12 protein-coding genes and 2 pseudogenes are annotated in these 16,481 nt (G+C 72.5%); 10 read left to right on the forward strand and 4 right to left on the reverse strand.

The genetic code is table 11. From position 1 onward, the window contains the following. The first annotated feature begins 2 nt into the window (after positions 1-2). Positions 3-1,115 (forward strand): AAA family ATPase, encoded by a 1,113-nt coding sequence (locus tag ACFCZ1_RS08560; protein WP_376677634.1) that lies wholly within the window; start codon positions 3-5, stop codon positions 1,113-1,115. Next, positions 1,112-3,937: a hypothetical protein gene (locus ACFCZ1_RS08565; RefSeq protein WP_376677635.1), complete on the forward strand. Its 2,826-nt coding sequence runs from the start codon at positions 1,112-1,114 to the stop codon at positions 3,935-3,937. The genes ACFCZ1_RS08560 and ACFCZ1_RS08565 overlap by 4 nt, the downstream gene beginning before the upstream one ends. 118 nt (positions 3,938-4,055) lie before the next feature. Here ACFCZ1_RS08565 and ACFCZ1_RS08570 read toward each other — a convergent pair whose 3' ends face one another. Continuing rightward, positions 4,056-4,598, reverse strand: a complete 543-nt coding sequence (locus ACFCZ1_RS08570) for an FxLYD domain-containing protein (RefSeq protein ID WP_376677636.1) — start codon at positions 4,596-4,598, stop codon at positions 4,056-4,058. Positions 4,599-5,040: 442 nt separating this feature from the next. Between ACFCZ1_RS08570 and ACFCZ1_RS08575 the strand changes: the two genes are divergently transcribed. From ACFCZ1_RS08575 to ACFCZ1_RS08605, 7 genes are all read left to right on the forward strand, one after another. Further along, positions 5,041-6,360, forward strand: coding sequence for a discoidin domain-containing protein (locus ACFCZ1_RS08575; protein WP_376677637.1), 1,320 nt, complete (start codon positions 5,041-5,043; stop codon positions 6,358-6,360). Beyond that, entirely contained in the window at positions 6,360-7,658 is a 1,299-nt protein-coding gene (locus tag ACFCZ1_RS08580) for an MFS transporter (RefSeq protein WP_376677638.1), read from the forward strand. The genes ACFCZ1_RS08575 and ACFCZ1_RS08580 overlap by 1 nt, the downstream gene beginning before the upstream one ends. Next, the gene (locus tag ACFCZ1_RS08585; RefSeq protein WP_376677639.1) at positions 7,655-8,647 is read left to right on the forward strand and encodes a TolB family protein; all 993 of its coding nucleotides are present in this window, start codon (positions 7,655-7,657) and stop codon (positions 8,645-8,647) included. The genes ACFCZ1_RS08580 and ACFCZ1_RS08585 overlap by 4 nt, the downstream gene beginning before the upstream one ends. Before the next feature lie 51 nt (positions 8,648-8,698). Continuing rightward, a complete protein-coding gene (locus tag ACFCZ1_RS08590) occupies positions 8,699-9,247 on the forward strand; it encodes a GNAT family N-acetyltransferase (RefSeq protein WP_376677640.1) in 549 nt (182 codons plus the stop codon). A 160-nt stretch (positions 9,248-9,407) separates the two neighbouring features. Next, complete coding sequence (locus ACFCZ1_RS08595; protein WP_376677641.1) at positions 9,408-9,839, forward strand: hypothetical protein; 432 nt, start codon at positions 9,408-9,410, stop codon at positions 9,837-9,839. After that, positions 9,836-10,096: a helix-turn-helix transcriptional regulator gene (locus ACFCZ1_RS08600; RefSeq protein ID WP_376677642.1), complete on the forward strand. Its 261-nt coding sequence runs from the start codon at positions 9,836-9,838 to the stop codon at positions 10,094-10,096. Before ACFCZ1_RS08595 ends, ACFCZ1_RS08600 begins: the two co-directional genes overlap by 4 nt. Beyond that, positions 10,093-11,064, forward strand: coding sequence for an NAD(P)-dependent alcohol dehydrogenase (locus ACFCZ1_RS08605; protein ID WP_376677643.1), 972 nt, complete (start codon positions 10,093-10,095; stop codon positions 11,062-11,064). The genes ACFCZ1_RS08600 and ACFCZ1_RS08605 overlap by 4 nt, the downstream gene beginning before the upstream one ends. A gap of 112 nt (positions 11,065-11,176) precedes the next feature. Here the strand turns inward: ACFCZ1_RS08605 and ACFCZ1_RS08610 are convergent. Further along, positions 11,177-13,898: pseudogene (locus ACFCZ1_RS08610) on the reverse strand (exo-beta-D-glucosaminidase). Positions 13,899-14,125: 227 nt separating this feature from the next. Here ACFCZ1_RS08610 and ACFCZ1_RS08615 point away from each other — a divergent pair. After that, positions 14,126-14,323: pseudogene (locus ACFCZ1_RS08615) on the forward strand (phosphotransferase); the annotation flags it as partial. Positions 14,324-14,408: 85 nt separating this feature from the next. Here the strand turns inward: ACFCZ1_RS08615 and ACFCZ1_RS08620 are convergent. Beyond that, positions 14,409-15,299 (reverse strand): PhzF family phenazine biosynthesis protein, encoded by an 891-nt coding sequence (locus ACFCZ1_RS08620; protein ID WP_376677644.1) that lies wholly within the window; start codon positions 15,297-15,299, stop codon positions 14,409-14,411. A 187-nt stretch (positions 15,300-15,486) separates the two neighbouring features. After that, positions 15,487-16,332: a dienelactone hydrolase family protein gene (locus ACFCZ1_RS08625; RefSeq protein ID WP_376677645.1), complete on the reverse strand. Its 846-nt coding sequence runs from the start codon at positions 16,330-16,332 to the stop codon at positions 15,487-15,489. Positions 16,333-16,481 lie beyond the last annotated feature (149 nt).

Below are 16,481 nucleotides of genomic sequence, written 5' to 3' on the forward strand. Positions count from 1 at the left end.
CCATGACCGACATGTTGCGCGCCCCCGCCGAAATCAAGTTCGCCGAGGAGCTGGACTGGCTGGAGTCGATCGACGACAGCCCCAAGCCCTTCTCCTGGCGCCTGTCCCCGAAGATGGTCCGCCTGTTCATCCTGGGCTCCGAGCGCTCCGACGGCCTGGACCGGGAGATCTCGCAGAAGTGGTTCGGCGACCGTAGTTTCGTCGAGCGCTCCATCGTCACCCTGGCCTCCGACCGAGGTCTGCTGCTCATCGGCGACCCCGGCACCGGCAAGAGCTGGCTGGCCGAGTTGCTGTCCGCCGCGATCTCCCGCAACTCCACGCTGGTGGTCCAGGGCACGGCCGGCACCACCGAGGACCACATCAAGTACTCATGGAACGTGTCCATGGTCATCGCCAAGGGCCAGTCACGGGAGTCGATGATCCCCTCGCCGATCATGACCGCGATGGAGACCGGCACGATCGGCCGTTTCGAGGAACTCACCCGCTCCACCAGCGACGTCCAGGACGCGCTGATCTCGATCCTTTCCGAGAAGTACATCTCCGTCCCGGAACTGGACAGTGACGGCATCGTCTTCGCCAAGCCGGGCTTCTCGATCATCGCGACCGCCAACAGCCGCGACCGGGGCGTCAACGACCTGTCCTCGGCGCTCAAGCGCCGCTTCAACTTCGTCCGCATCCCGGTGGTGACGAACAAGAAGAGCGAGGCGGAGATCGTCCGCTTCCGCACCGAGGAACTGCTCCGCCGCCACCAGCTCGAACTGGACGTGCCGCCGTCGCTGCTCGACGTCCTCCTGCAGAGCTTCGCCGACCTGCGCGCCTCGGCGGCAGCGGCCGGCAGCGACGACGAGAAGCTGGAGTCCGCGCTGTCCACCGCCGAACAGATCGGCGTGCTGGAGGACGCGATCCTGCACAGCGACTTCTTCGGCGAACGCGCCCTGACCGCCCGCGCGCTGGCCTCCTCGCTCGTGGGGTCGCTGGCCCGGCGCGAGCCCGAGGACCTGGCGATCCTCAACAAGTACCTGCACGGCGTCGTCGAGCCGCGCAGCAAGGAAGAGGGCGGCTCCTGGCCGGAGTTCCTGGAGGGCGGCCGCGACGCGATCGCCACCCTGTCGTGAGCAGCACGCACGAGGGGACCTTCGACGCGCTGCGCGGGCAGCTCCAAGAGGCCGCGGCGAAGTTCGCTGACGGTCCCGGCGCCCTGGAGGGCATCCTCCTCGGCATCGTCGACGACGTCGACCGCGCGGTGCGCGAGCCACTGGAGATCTTCCCCGTCTGCCACCACTCGCCGGCCTCGGCGACCGCGATGGCGCGCCGCCTGCGGGAGAAGCAGCCGAAGGTCGTGTACCTGGAGCTGTGCGAGGACATGGCGCCGCTCCTGACCGAACTGCGCAACTGCAGGCTCCCCGTGGCGGTCCAGGCGTTCGCGACCGAGATCGACGGCTTCCCGGCCGAGTGGGCCCCGCTGTCGGTGGTCGCGCCGATCACCGAGGCCTCGGCCGAGTACCAGGCGATCGCCTACGCACTGGACACGCCGGGCGTCGAACTCGTCCTCGTCGACCGTTCCTCGGACCACGTCTTCCAGTGGGACGCACGCGGGACGCGCCACGACGGCGAGTGCGCCGATCCCGACGCGCCGCCCGCCGACGAAGAGGCGGCGCTGCACGGCGACGCGGTCGGAGTGGAGATCGGCGACCTGCGGCCCCGCTTCGCGGAGCTGGAGGAACACCTGCTGCGTCACGGCAGGGTGCGGCACTGGTCGGAGTGGTGGCACCAGTACGTCGAACTGCCCCTCGGGGACAGCGACCACGACACGTACCGCCAGGTCATGCTCCTGATCGGCAGCCTCTTCCGGCGCCTCGCACCCGGCGACCCGGGGCGGGTGCGCGTGGACGAGGACCGCGAGCGCTACATGTGGACCAGGATGCGCCAGCACCTGGCCGCCACCGGTACCGACCCCGCGGACTGCCTGTACGTCTGCGGTGCCTTCCACGCGGCCAGCCGCGTCGAGGAGTTCGGCGTCCAGGGCGCCGACACCTACGAGATCAGCCCGCGCAGCGCCACCAAGTGGCTGCACGGCCTGATCCCGTCGAGCCACGCGGCCATCGAGGCGCAGTTCGGCCTCGCGGCCGGTTCGGTGTCGATCGCCGCGACCGTCTGGGCCAAGAACCTGAAGCGCACGCGCGTGGAGCCGTACCGCCTGGCGGGACAGGCGGGCGCGAAGCGGCCGAAGGCCAGGAAGACCGCGGCCGCCGCGGCTCCCGCACCTGCCGTGGCGTCCTCACCTGCCGTGGCGTCCTCCGACAAGCTGACCGGCTTCCTGCGCCTACCCCCCGTCCTGGACCGGCTGGACGAGGCCGAACTGCTCGGCTGGTCCGTCGAGATCGTGCAGGCCGCGCGCCGCAACGGCTACCTCGCCTCGACCGCCGACGCCATCGCGGTGTTCGAGACGTCGATCCTGCTGGCCCGGATGCGCGACCGGGCCAGGCCCACGCCGTACGACTTCCAGGACGCGGCGGTCACCTGCATCGAGAAGGACAGCGTGCCCGGCCGGCGCGACGTGCGCCGCCTCGTCGAGATCATGATGGGCGGCGACCGGATCGGCCAGGTCGGCTACGACGCACTGCCGCCGCTGGCCCGCGACGTGCACGACCGGCTCGCGCCCCTGAACCTGAAGCTCCAGCAGCGTGGAGTGCAGCGGGCGTTGCTGGACATCGCGGGGCGGCCGGAGCTGGAGCAGTGCTCCGACGTGCTGTGGATGCTGCGGTACCTGATGCCGCACGGCACAGCGCGGCCGATCATGGGCGAACGGAGCCTGGGGGAGCGGTCGATCCAGGAGTCGTGGGACCTCGCGCTGGGCACCCACCAGCGTGCGCTCATCGAGCTCGGGTACGAGGGCGTGAGCATCGAGCAGGTCCTGGAGCAGCGCCTGCGCCGCGCCGCGTACGCCCCGCAGGCCACCGCGGCGACGGTCCTGGAGACCGTCGAGGACGCGACGCTGTACCTGCGCAGCCGCCGCCTCGCCGACGAGCTGGGCGCACGCGCGCTGGAGGTGCTGTCGGCCGAACGCGGAGTCGACGGCGCGCCCGAAGTGCTGCGCCGCGTACGGCGCCTGCTGGCGTACTACCGCACCAGCGAACCGGTGCTGCCGCCCTGGATCGAGTCCTTCGCCAAGACCGGATACGCGCACTACTGCACCCTGCTGCCGACGGCGTTCACCGATGACGACGCGACGGTGCGCCACGTGGCCGCGACGCTGGGCTTCCTGTTCGGCATGGAGAGCCTGGCGCTGTCGCTGGGGTGCGACCGCACCCAGCTCGAGCTGGCGGTCGCCCAGTCGCATCCGCGGGACCCGTCGAAGACGGCGCTGCTGTGGGCGGCTCAGGTGCAGCTGGGGAACCTCTCGCGGGCGGACCTGCGCGCGCGCTGCGACGAACTGCTGGGCAACCCCATGGTGGTGCCCGCCTATCCGCGCTATCTCAGCGGCTTCCTGCACGCCCTGGAGCCGGTCCCCGGCCTCACCGACTTCGTCGTCGAGGCCGTGTCGAACGCGTTCGCACGACTGCCGGACCAGGTCCTCCTGCCGTGGCTGCCGACCCTGATCTCCACCCTGCGGGCGGACGGTGCCGAACTGGCCCCGCTGCTGATCCGCGAAGCCGGGCGGATCTTCCCCGGCCGTCTCGCAGCGCTGGACGAGTGGGTGGCGCCGTGGCGGGCGCAGCCGGAGCCGGAGGCCGTGTCCGCCTGGCGGCAGGCGGACGGCGACCGTCAGGGTTGCGCGCTGCTCGCCGCCCATCCGGCGACCTGCGACGCGGTCGCGAGCCTGCTGGGCTGCGACGGGATCTGGCAGACGCCGGAGTCGGGCCCTCGGGGCGCGGTCCTGGTGGGGCTCCACCCGGCCACGGCCGAGGCGCTGGAGGTGCTGCTGGCGCGTCCGTGAACCCACCGGGCGGGCGATGCTGTGGCTGTGGCTGTGGCTGTGGCTGTGGCTGTGGCTGTGGCTGTGGCTGTGGCTGTGGCTGCGGCCGTGGCCGCCCAGCCCGGTCCGCTCGTCCTCGCTACGAGCCGGGCAGCCGGGTCACCTTCGTCACCTTGCAGACGACCGTGTCCGAGGCCTGCGCGAGGGCCGTCGCGGTCACCTTCGCGCGTCGGCCGGGGGCCAGGTTGCTGCTGACGGCGGCCGCCTCCGCGAGGCGCACGCCGTCGGGACCGACGAACTCGACCTCGACGAGGTAGGTGGTGGTCCGGTCGCCGCCGTTGGTGACGGTCAGCCCGGCCGCCGGCCACCGGGTCGCGGGGTCGACCGCGCACGAGGTGATCTTCGCGTCGCCGGTGGGGCCCGCGTCGTGGGAGGCCTCCCGCGCGGCGGTGCTCCGGTCCGGGGAGGCTCGCGGCGTGCCGGGCGGGGGACTCTCCTCGTCCTTCGGGCCGTCGGCCTTGCCGCCGATGCCCGTGAGCACCCCCGCCAGGAGCAGCAGGCACAGGGTTCCGAGCACGCTCAGGGCCACGACCAGGCCGGTCCGCCGCCGTTCGGCGGGCGGCGGTGGTGTGAGGGGCCCGGCCGGCGGGTGCGAGCCCGGCGGAGGCTTCGGCTTCGGCACGGGACACCCCCGGGGCTCGGGTGGCTGGGTACGGCCGGGCATCCGGCCGCGTACTGCCGAGCATCGCACCCACCGCCCGGCCTCACACTTCGGCCCCACACTTCGGGCCCGCCGCGCGGCCCGGGCGGGCAGGGCCGGTCCGTCCGCCGGGGCCGCGCACGAGTGGCGGGTGTGGCGGGAGCGTGCGGCAACTCCCCTCCTCGGTGGTCCGGTTACAGCACTGGTAGGAAACCTTCCTATCCGCTACGCTCCCCGTCGGCGGCTTGGCGCGGTGCCCCAGCACGGGCATGACGCGCTCAGTGAGAGCTCTGCCCCGGCCGCCGTGATGCTGCCCCCTGCCCGCCCCCGGCCGGGGGCGGCGTCCCGCACCGGTGTCCAGCTCTCGCCGTCCCCAAGGCCAGGGAGTCCAGGTATGCGCCTGAATGCCTTAGCTCGAACCCCCTTGTTCCGCAACCCACTTCAGACCTCCCTCCTCATCCTCGCCACCGCGCTCGCGCTCGTCGGCGGGCTCCTGCTCGCCTGGCCCGGCCGGGCCGGAGCCGCCGCCGACCCGCTCATCTCGCGGGGAAAGCCCGCCACCGCCTCCTCCGCCGAGAGCTCCTCGCTCGGCGCCAAGAACGCCTTCGACGGCTCCGCCGCGACCCGCTGGGCCAGCGCCGAGGGCAAGGACCCGCAGTGGATCCGGGTCGACCTCGGCGCCGCCGCCACCATCTCCCGGGTCAGACTGAGCTGGGAGGCCGCCTACGCCAAGGCGTACCGCGTCGAGGTGTCGGCGGACGGGGCGACGTGGACCCCGATAGCCCAGGAGAGCGCCGGAAACGGCGGCACCGACGACTGGACCGGGCTGTCCGGCAAGGGCAGGTACCTGCGCGTCTACGGCACCGCGCGGGGCACGGCGTACGGCTACTCGCTCTTCGAGGCCGAGGTGTACGGCACCGTCGACGGCGGGCCGCCCCCCGCCGGCGCCTTCACGGTGGTCGCCGCCGGTGACATCGCCGCCCAGTGCACGGCCTCCGACAGCGGCTGCGCGCACCCGAAGACCGCCGCGCTCGCCCGGCAGATCGATCCGAAGTTCTATCTGACAATGGGCGACAACCAGTACGACGACGCCCGGCTCGCGGACTACCGCGCCTACTACGACAAGAGCTGGGGCGCCTTCAAGGCGAAGACCCACCCGGTCCCGGGCAACCACGAGACGTACGACCCGGCCGGCTCCCTCGCCGGGTACAAGGGCTACTTCGGGAGCATCGCCTTCCCGCAGGGCAAGAGCTACTACAGCTTCGACGAGGGCAACTGGCACTTCATCGCCCTCGACTCCAACTCCTTCGACCAGGCCGCCCAGATCGACTGGCTCAAGGCCGACCTCGCCGCCAACGGCAAGCAGTGCATAGCCGCGTACTGGCACCACCCGCTGTACTCGTCGGGCGGCCACGGCAACGACCCGGTCTCGAAACCGGTGTGGAAGATCCTGTACGGCGCGAAGGCCGACCTGGTCCTGAACGGGCACGACCACCACTACGAGCGCTTCGCCCCGCAGGACCCCGACGGCAAGGCGACCGCGGGCGGGATCGTGGAGGTCGTCGGAGGCATGGGCGGCGCCGAGCCCTACCCGATCGAGGACGTCCAGCCCAACAGCCAGAAGCGGATCAGCGGCCAGTACGGCGTGCTGAAGCTGGAGTTCACCGACTCCGGCTACGGCTGGACCTACGTCGGCAGCGACGGACAGGTCAAGGACACGAGCCCGAAGTACAGCTGCCACTGATGTACCTGGCCAGCACCGGCCGCCCGGACGCGCCGCCCCGCACCCCAGGGGCCCGGCGGCGCGTCCCCGCCACCGTCCTCGCGCTCGGCGCGGTCAGCCTCGTCACCGACGTCTCCTCCGAGATGGTCACGGCGGTGCTGCCGCTCTACCTCGTCCTGGGCCTCGGCCTCTCACCTCTCCAGTTCGGCTTCCTGGACGGCATGTTCAACGGGGCGACCGCGCTCGTACGCCTCCTCGGCGGCCGGCTCGCCGACCGCGGAAGCCGGCACAAGCGGGTCGCCGGGGCCGGCTACCTGCTCTCGGCGCTCTCCCGGCTCGGGCTGCTCCTCGCCGGCGGCGCCACCGCCGGGATCGCCGCCTCGCTCGCCGCGGACCGGCTCGGCAAGGGCATCCGCACCGCCCCGCGCGACGCCCTGATCTCGCTCAGCGGCCCGCCGGAGACGCTCGGCCGGGCCTTCGGCGTGCACCGCGCCATGGACACCACGGGCGCACTCCTCGGCCCGCTCGCCGCGTTCGCCGTGCTGTGGGCGACCGCCGACGCCTACGACGCGGTGTTCGCCGTCAGTTTCTGCACCGGACTGCTCGGCGTACTCCTGCTCGTCCTGTACGTCCCGTCCGCCGCCACGACCGCCGCCGCCACGTTCGCCGCCCCACCCCCACCCCCACCCCCATCCGTGCACCGGCCGGCCGTCGCCGTGCCGCCGCTCCGGCGAACGGCACTGAGGGACCCCGCCTTCCGCCGTGTCCTGTACGCCGCGTCGGTGCTCGGCGCCGCCACCATTGGCGACGCCTTCCTCTACCTCTTGCTCCAGCGCGGTCTCGACCTCTCGCCCAGCCTGTTCCCGCTGCTGCCGCTCGGCGCCGCGGCCGGGTACCTGCTGCTCGCGGTCCCGGCGGGCCGGCTCGCGGACCGGACCGGGCGGCGGATGCCCTTCCTGCTCGGGCACGCCGCCCTGCTCTGCGCGTACGCCGTGCTGCTCATGCCCCCCGCCTGGCCGTCCGTCGTGGCCGTCCTGGTACTCCTCGGCATCTTCTACGCCTGCACGGACGGCGTCCTGATGGCACTCGCCGGCCCCCTGCTGCCCCCGCGCGGCCGGGCGAGCGGTCTCGCGGTACTGCAGACCGGCCAGGCCCTGGCCAGGCTCCTCGGCGCGGCCGGCTTCGGGGCCGCCTGGACCGTCTGGGGGCAGGGGCCCGCCCTGTGGACGGCGGCGCTCGCGCTGGCCGGGGCGCTCACGGCCGCCTGGCGCATCCTGCCCGCCCCGACCCCCGTCCGCGCCGCCCAGGAGGCACCGTGAAGGCCCGCCCGCAGCAGCTCCGCCTCGCTCTCGTCGTGGCCGCCGTGGTCCTTCTGGCCGGGGGTTCGCTGGGCTACGTACTGCATGCCCGGCATCGCGACCGGCCGACTCAACAGACACACACGGAAGGCTCGTTCAGCCTTGACGAACCCGGGCTCTACTTCCGGGACCCGGCCACCGGGCTCGTCACCCGCGCGTCCGGCAGTCCCGAAGGACCGCGCGTGCCCGGCGGCCCCGCCTGCGACCGGTTCTACGCGGCGGGGGACCGTGCCCTGTGCCTGCGCAGCCTGCCCGGAATCCCGGCGCGCACCCAGGCCCTCGTGCTCGACCGGCGGCTGCGCGAGGTCCGGCGCACGACCGTACCCGGCATCCCCAACCGGGCCCGTGTCTCCGCCTCCGGGCGGCTGCTGTCGTGGACGACGTTCGCGACGGGCGACTCCTACGCGACCTCCGCCTTCTCCACGCGGACGTCGATCCTGGACCTGAACACCGGCTATCTGATCAAGTCCATGGAGGAGATCCCGCTGACCCTGGACGGCGCCCGCCACCACGCCCCCGACGTCAACTACTGGGGCGTGACCTTCGCCCGGGACGACAACCGCTTCTACGCCACCGTCTCGACCAAGGGCCGCACCCACCTCGTCGTGGGCGACCTGCGCAACTGGACGGCGACTGCGGTGCGCGAGAACGTCGAATGTCCGTCCCTGTCGCCGGACGACACCCGGATCGCCTTCAAGAAGAAGGTCTCGCAGGACCCCGCGGCGCCCTGGCGCCTGTACGTCCTCGACCTGGCGACGATGCGCGAGCACCCCCTGTCCGAGCCGCACAGCGTCGACGACCAGGCTGCCTGGCTCGATGATTCCACCGTCGCCTACGCCCTGCCCGGACGCGACGGACGGGCGAGCGACATCTGGTCGGTCCCGGCGGACGGCACGGGCGCGCCCCACCTCGTGGTACCGGGCGGCTCCTCACCGGTCGCCGTGCACTGAGAGATCCTTCGCATGATCGTCTGTTCGGAGATGCAGCCCTAGCATTGGCCCATGTCCCGTATGCCGTCACGCGTCGAACTGTGCCCGCTCACCCTCGCCGACCAGGACGAGTTCTGCTCGCTCGTCACGGCCAGCGCCGAACTGCATGCGCCGTGGATGCAGCTGCCCGCGAACGGGGAGGAGTTCCAGGCCTGGATGCGCCGCTTCGGCGACGGCACCAACCTGGGCTTCGTCATCCGCGTCCGGGAGACCGGTGCAGCTGCCGGCACGGTCAACATCAACTCGATCATCCGGGGCCGCTACCAGGGCGCGTCCCTCGGCTATGCGGCGTTCGCCCCGTCCGCGGGGAGGGGTTACATGACCGAAGGGCTCACCGTCGCCCTGCGGCACGCCTTCCACGACCTGCGGCTCCACCGGATGGAGGCGAACGTTCAGCCGGCGAACAAGGCGTCGTTGGCCTTGGTCCAGCGCCTGGGCTTTCGTTACGAGGGCCTGTCGCCCGCCTATCTCTTCATCGACGGGGCCTGGCGCGACCACGAACGCTGGTCCATCAGCGCACCCTCTCCCTGGACGCCCGACCCTTCCCTTCCCGAGGTCTAATCGCCTTTTCCGTCGCCGGTGGCCGCCCGCCCCGCTTGCTCCCGCGCCCCGCTGCTCGGAAGAGCGGCGTGGTCTGGCCTGACAGGTAAAGAATGCTTGACACCATGTCGTTACTGCTTGACACTCCGAGTGTCTGGTTTTCTTGACATGGGGAGCGGGAGTGGCAGTCGAGGAGAAACGTGCCTGGAGCATGCTGGTGACAGCGCTCGGGTCGTACGCGGTGTACCTGTGCGTCGTGCTGGGGCGTCCCGCGGGAGTGATGCTGACCGAAGCGCCTTACGTGGAAGCCCTGTTGTGGTCGGTCGGCCTGTCGGTCGCCGTGTCGACCGCCGCCCACATCGCCATCGCCGCGTTCTCGCCGCGGGAGGAGGCGAACCTCAAGGACCAGCGCGACCGGGAGATCCACCGCTTCGGTGAGTACGTGGGTCAGTCGTTCGTGGTGATCGGCGGGGTCGCCGGTCTGGTCCTGGCGATGGTCGAGGCGGCACCGTTCTGGATCGCCAACGCGATCTACCTCGCCTTCGTCCTGTCGTCGGTGCTCGGCTCGACGGTCAAGATCATTTCCTACCGGTTCGGTTTCCACCCGTGGTGAAGGCGACGAGGGTCACCAACACGATCCGGGCCCAGCGCTTCGCCCACGGCGAGATGACCCAGGCCGAACTCGCCCGCCGTATCGGCGTGAGCCGCCAGACGGTCATCGCCATCGAACAGGGCCGCTACTCGCCGTCGCTGGAAATGGCCTTCCAGATCGCCCAGGTCTTCGGCGTCCCGCTCGACAGCGTCTTCCAGTATCCCGCAGCCCAGACCGCCGGCTCGGACAAGACCGGCACCGAGGGAGACACCCCATGAGAGCCATCGTCCAGGACGTCTACGGATCGCCCGACGTCCTTCGCCTCGAAGAGATCGACCGGCCCGTGCCCGGCCGCGGCGAGGTGCTCCTGCGCGTGCACGCGGCCGGCGTCGACCAGGGCGTCTGGCACCTGATGGCGGGCCTGCCCTACGCGATCCGCGCGGCGGGCTTCGGCCTGCGGGCGCCCAAACAGCGTGTCCGCGGCATGGACGTCGCGGGCCGCGTGGAGGCGGTCGGACCGGGCGTCGCCCGCTTCCGGCCGGGCGACGAGGTGTACGGAACCTGCACCGGCTCCTTCGCCGAGTTCGCGTGCGCCAAGGAGGACGAGCTGGCTCCCCGGCCGGCCCGGCTCACGCCCGAACAGGCGGCCGTCGTCACGATCTCCGGGAGCACTGCCCTCCAGGCCCTGCGGGCCGGCCGGCTGGAGCCCGGCCACCGGGTCCTGGTGATCGGAGCCTCGGGCGGGGTGGGGACGTACGCCGTGCAACTGGCCAAGGCGCTCGGGGCCGCCCACGTCACCGGGGTCTGCAGCGGTTCCAAGGCGGACCTGGTCCGCTCCCTCGGCGCCGACGAGGTCGTCGACTACGTCCGCGAGGACCCCACCGACGGCGTCCACCGGTACGACCTCGTCCTCGACATCGCGGGCAGCCGTCCGCTGGGCCGGCTCCGCCGGATCCTGACCCCGCGCGGGTGCCTGGTGATCGTCGGCGGGGAGACCGACGGGCGCTGGATCGGCGGCAACGACCGGCAGCTGCGGGCCCTGCTGCTGTCGCTCTTCGTTCGGCACCGGCTGCGGGGACTCGCCTGCGTCCCGCGCCCCGAGGACCTGCGCGTCCTCGGGGAGTTCATCGAGACCGGCTCGCTCACCCCGGTCGTCGACCGTACCTACTCCCTGGCCGAAGTCCCCGACGCGGTAAGGCGCCTGAGGGGTGGCCACGTACGCGGAAAGATCGCGATCCGCGTGTGAGGAGCGGCCCCGTCAGCAGAGCGGGCAGGTCGCGGCGCAGCCTCTGAAGCGGCGCGCGACCGGGGGCCACCCCCTGGGTGGCCCGCCGTCCTCCGGCCGGTGCTCGGCCGGACTATGCGGCCGGGGCCGTCACCGTCGGCGTGTTCCACCCGGAGATCCGCAGCCGTGGCGCGGAGCCGTGCAGGTCGCCGGTCCGGTAGGTGGCCGTCAGCGTGGCCGACTCACCCGGCCACAGGGTGATCTGGTTGTCGCTCCACCGGACGGGCAGGACGGGCTCGCCCGTCGCTCCCACCAGGTGGACGTCGGTGAGCAGGGCCGGGGCCTTCCCCGAGCCCGCGTGGCGCAAGGTCACCGTGGTCGTGGACACCCCCGAACCGTCCGCCGTCGTCGCGGCCGTGGAGGTGACGCCCGCCCGGCCCATCGCATTCAGGCCGGTGAGATCGGCGTACGCAGTGGTGGGCGTGTGGTGCCAGTCGGTGTGCCCGTAGTCGAGCACGTCCGCCTTCGTTGAGAGCCAGTACACGTTGCGGCTCACCTCGCGCCCCGCGCCGTCGGTGAGCAGCAGCCGGGCCAGGTAGGTGGTGGACAGACCCGTGACCGACGCGGGGACGGTCAGCGCGGTGCTGCTCGCGCCACCGCCCGCCACGCTCAGGCCGGCAGCCGTCCGGTCGTACGTCTGGGTGCCGTCGGTATTGAAGAGCGTCACCCGGGCCGTCAGCCCGGAGGCCGCGGACGTCCGGTTGTTGACGACCGACACCGAGCGGTCGTCGTACCCGTACTGGATGTGCAGCGGCTCGTTCGCCTTCTTCGCGCCGAAGTAGGCCCCGCCCTGGTCGAGATACCGGTCCAGCAACTGCCAGTGCAGGGAGGTCCAGCCGCTGTTGAACATCCAGTAGATGACGCCGGTCGACGGTGCGGAGGCGTCCTTGGCGTTGCGGCCGTACGCCTCGAACTGTGCGCGCACGTTCTCGTACTGGGCGAGCTGCGCCTTGCGCACGTAGTCCTCCAGGCCGGCCGGGTGACCGTAACGGCCCGCCAGCGCCGCGCCGTACAGCCGCAGGGTCGCGAAGGTGGCCGAGGGGGAGCGGTGGTACTGGGCGGCGGACGGGTCCTTCCACAGCGTCTCCAGCTCGGCCGGGGACATCATGCGGCGCAGCGTGTCGAGGGTCGGGACATCCGGTCCGGCGCTGGTCTCGGAGTTGAAGCCGGTGGCACCGCCTTCGCGTTTGGCGTACCAGTAGCCGGGCGGGACCCAGTCGTACGGACCGGTCATCCTCATCCCGGAGCGTCCGGTGACCGGTGCGGAGGCGTCGGAGGCCGCGGGGACCACCGGGGTCGGCCAGTCGGCGTCCTCCAGCGCGTCGAGGTACTCCCGCTCGATCTCCTCGTTCGGTGCGGCGTCACTGCCGATCAGGAAGGAGATCACGCTGGGATGGTGGCGCAGCCGGGCCGCCTCGGCGGCCATCGACGCCGCGGCGACGGAGTGGTCGTCGGCGTCCCATCTCTCACCGCTGCCGGATCCGTTGACCTCTCCCTCCCACTTGTCGCAGCACTCCCAGCCGGGAAGCGTCAGGATCCCGTACCGGTCGGCGAGATCGAAGAACTCGTCGGGCTCGATGTGCCCTTCCAGCCGCAGGGTGTTCAGGCCCAGGTCAAGGGCGTACTTCAGGCGGTCCTCGACGTAGGTGCGGTCCCAGCGCAGGAACTCGTCCGGGGACCAGCCCCCGCCCTTGATCAGGAGCGGGCGGCCGTTGACGTGGTACTGCCGGGCGCCGTCGGCGTTCAGCGGTGCCCGCACCTCACGGATGCCGAAGGACTCGTGAGCGGTGTCGGAGGGCGTGCCGTCCACCGTCGCGGTCAGATCGAGACCGTACAGCGGCTGCTCACCCATCGCGGCGGGCCACCACACGCGGGGCGCGCTCAGCCGGAGCGCCGGGTGGTCGGCGGGCGAGAAGACCACGGTCTTGGTCTCGTGGGGGGCCAGCGTCACACTCCGGCTGACGGCGGCCGGACCAGCGGTGCCGGACACCGTCGTGGTGACCGTGGCCGAGGAGTCGTTGCGCACCCGCGCCTTGACGGTCAGGTCGGCCGAGGACATCGAGGGCATGGCCAGGGCGGTCACCACGTGCGCGTCGCGCAGGGCGACCGGCCCGCCGCGCCGCACCACGACGTCACGGACGATGCCCATGTTCTTGTCGGGGGGGCGGTTGCAGCCAGTCGAGCCAGCCCATCGTGAGGTGCTTGCGCGGATCGTTGGGCTGGATCCGGAAGGCGACCGTATTGGTGCCCTCCTTGATCAGGCCGGTGACATCGAGCTCGTGCCTGGTGTACGCGCCGGCGACCGTGCCCGCGGTGGCGATCTGGTGACCGTTGACGAAGACGTCGGCGGCGGAGATCACCCCGCTGAAGTCCAGGTACGTACGAGACGTCGTGCCGGTGCTGACGAAGTCGGACCGGTACCACCAGGGCACGGTGAAGTCCGCGGCCGGGATGAGCTTCTGATGGGTGGAGTAGAAGGGGTCGGGGTGCACGCCGGCGGCCAGCAGCGCCGCGAGGACGGTGGAGCGGGCGCCCGCCGGATACCAGCCGGTCGCCGGATAGCCGGGGCTGGAAACGGCGGCCACCGGGTCCGTGACCTTCGCCGTCGACTGGATCGCGTACCCGGTCAAGGCCGTCGCGCTGCCGGGGGCGGAGGCGACCGTGGTCACCCGCGGCCCGGGAGCCGTCCGCGGAGCGGGAGCCGCACGGGTGGTTCCGGCGGTGAGGGCGAGGACCAGGCCGACGACGGCCAGGGCGGCGGTTCTTCCGCGTACGAGGACGGGGCGGTGGAACACGGTGACCTCCCACGGTGACCTCCCACGGGGACGAGCCGAGTCTGCCACGGAAGGGCGCCCCGGCCGGCGGCGACACCCGCGGGCCCGGGGGATGTGATGGGGCACGGCCATGACCGGGCCGACGCCGCGCGACCGTATCGAGCTCTCCTACGCCCATGTGCCCCTGCTGTTCGCCGAGGCCGAGGAGTTCGGCACGCTGTGGCTGTTCGTACGCCGGGCGGCGGGCTCCTTCGTTCCCCGCCTGGAACCTGCTGCCGGCCGACGCGCGCGAGGTCTTCCGCGAGGCGCTCGGCGTGGACGACGCGACCAGGAACCGCGGCCGGGCGCGGACGCTCTCGCAGGCGCTGGTCGCACTGCCGTACTACCGGAAGGCGAACCCGGCCATGGCGCACGACGCCCGGCACGTGATCCGGGCGGTACCGGGGGACGTCCGAGTGCTCCCGGGGCTGCCGCGCGCGGCCCGGGAGGAGCAGGCACATCGCGGCGCCGAACCCGCCCCGGGACCCCGGATCACGGCTGCGCCGGCGGGAGCTCGTGGAGGGCACCCTCCGCAACGAAGGCGACGCCGCCCCCGACACGCACGGACCGGATGTCCTGACCGTGGCCCTCCGCGCTCACGGTCATCTCGCTGGGGCGCCCGGTGAAGCGACCCTGGCGCAGGACGGACCGCTCGCCCGAGCCGACGCGGCCGTGGCGGCGCAGATAGGCCGCGGCGCAGCCCGCGCCGCTGCCGGTGGCGACGTCTTCGAGAACGCCGTCGTTGTCCCAATGCCGTCCCTCCAGCGCGGCGGCGTCGAGCAGGTAGGCGAACTGGGCGCCGAGGCGCGCCAGCGGAGCGTCGAGCGATGCGAGGACGCGGGCCCGGGCGAGGGCATCTCCGCGGACGGGGAGCACGAGGTAGCGCAGGCCGGTGGAGAGGACTTCCGGGGGCAGGACGGGATCCAGATCGGACGGTTCGAGGCCGAAGAGGGCGGCCAGCGCGGCGAGGGCCTCGACGTCGTGCGGGTCGGTGCGGCCCAGGAACTCGGCGGCGCCCTGGTCGAGGAGGCTCGCGTACCGGCCCGGGCCGCGGCGTTCGGTGGCGACCTCCACCGTCCGGGCCGGCAGGCGCAGGGTCCAGGCCTCGTGGTCCGCGGCGCCGTGGAGGGCGTGCAGTACGGCGGCGGCGCCGATGAGGGGGTGGCCGGCGAAGTCCAGCTCCCCGGTGAGGTCGAAGACCCGCGCCCGCCGGTTGCGGACCCCCGCGCCGTCGCGGAGCAGGAAGACGGACTCGAAGTGGCGCAGTTCCCGGGTGACGCTCTGCATCTGGGCGCCGGTCAGCGCGTCGGCGGCGGGGAACACCGCGAGGCTGTTGCCGCTGTAAGGGCGGTCCGTGAACACGTCCACGTGGTGATAGCGCATGGGGCCGACGCTACCGGGGGAGTTCACCGGGCGCTCCGCAGTGGCGAGAGCAGGAGCGGGAGCGCGGCCGGCGGTTCGCCCCGGGCGCCGGTCGCCACCACGCGGCCGGCCGCCTCGGGAACGCGCTGCCGGAGCGGGTGCGGTGGGCCGGCGACGGCTGCCCGCAGCGCCTCGTCGCGTGCGTGCGTCAGCCGGTCGTGGCGGGCCGCTCCTCCTCCCCGAGCAGCCGGGTGCGGAACAGGTCGAGGACCGTGTCCAGCGCCTGCCGCGTGGGCTGGCCGGGCTCGTCGACCAGGTGTTCCGTCAGGACGGAGTGCGGCGGCAGGGCGCTCGCGGGGTTCGCGGCGCTGTCGTCCAGCTCGACGGCGACGAACGCGTCGCCGAGCTCGCGCCGTAGGTACGCGAACCGGTCACCGGGTACCAGCCGGTCCCCCCGGAACCGCAGCCCCAGCACCTGGAGCCCCTCGCGCTCGCAGCGCCGGCGGACGACGGCGAGTTCCCCGGGGGTGATGTCGATGGTGCCCGCGCGGCTCTTGGTGCAGGCCAGCGGTAGGGAGGGCTGGGACAGGACCGGGGCGACGAGGCGCTCGTCCGTCGCCATGGCCAGGGCGAAACCACCGGTCAGGCACATGCCGACGGCGCCGACTCCGGGACCGCCGCAGCGTTCGTGCTCGGCGGCGGCCAGGGCGCGCAGCCACCGCACGACACCCGAACTCCGCCCCGTGGCCAGCAGCGTGAACTCCCTGCTCACGCACACCTGCCACAGCGCCGACGCCATGGTGCGGCCGACACCCGGCCAGCCGCGGGAGGTGGGGTCCGCGTCACGGCCGGGCGTGCCGAAGAGCACGGGGAGTACGGCCGTGCAGCCGGCCGCGGCCACGTGTTCGGCGAACTCGATCACCTTCGGGGTGATGCCCGGGATCTCCGCCATGATGATCACGGCGGGTCCCGTGCCCCGGCGCAGCACCCGCCGGCCGGCGCCGTCATGGGTGAACGTGCTCTGTGTGAAACCGGTCAGGTCATGGTCCGCCACGTGCCTGCTCCCTCCGCCGACTCTCCTGGGCCACGAGCAAGTTACCGCTAGGTAGAGTCGGTGTGGCCGACGGGGGCATGCCTTTTTCCGGGCAGGTTCCGCCTCCACCGGGCCGGGACGCACCGGGCCGGGCGCGCGCCGGGCCGCTC

Source organism: Streptomyces sp. NPDC056224 (assembly GCF_042267665.1).
GTDB lineage: Bacteria > Actinomycetota > Actinomycetes > Streptomycetales > Streptomycetaceae > Streptomyces.

Excerpts from the sequence above, each read along its gene's own strand:
- ACFCZ1_RS08560 (WP_376677634.1), top strand. The coding sequence starts at position 3 with ATGACCGACATGTTGCGCGCCCCCGCCGAAATCAAGTTCGCCGAGGAG.
- ACFCZ1_RS08580 (WP_376677638.1), top strand. The coding sequence starts at position 6,360 with ATGTACCTGGCCAGCACCGGCCGCCCGGACGCGCCGCCCCGCACCCCA.
- ACFCZ1_RS08590 (WP_376677640.1), top strand. The coding sequence starts at position 8,699 with ATGTCCCGTATGCCGTCACGCGTCGAACTGTGCCCGCTCACCCTCGCC.
- ACFCZ1_RS08605 (WP_376677643.1), top strand. The coding sequence starts at position 10,093 with ATGAGAGCCATCGTCCAGGACGTCTACGGATCGCCCGACGTCCTTCGC.
- ACFCZ1_RS08620 (WP_376677644.1), bottom strand. The coding sequence starts at position 15,299 with ATGCGCTATCACCACGTGGACGTGTTCACGGACCGCCCTTACAGCGGC.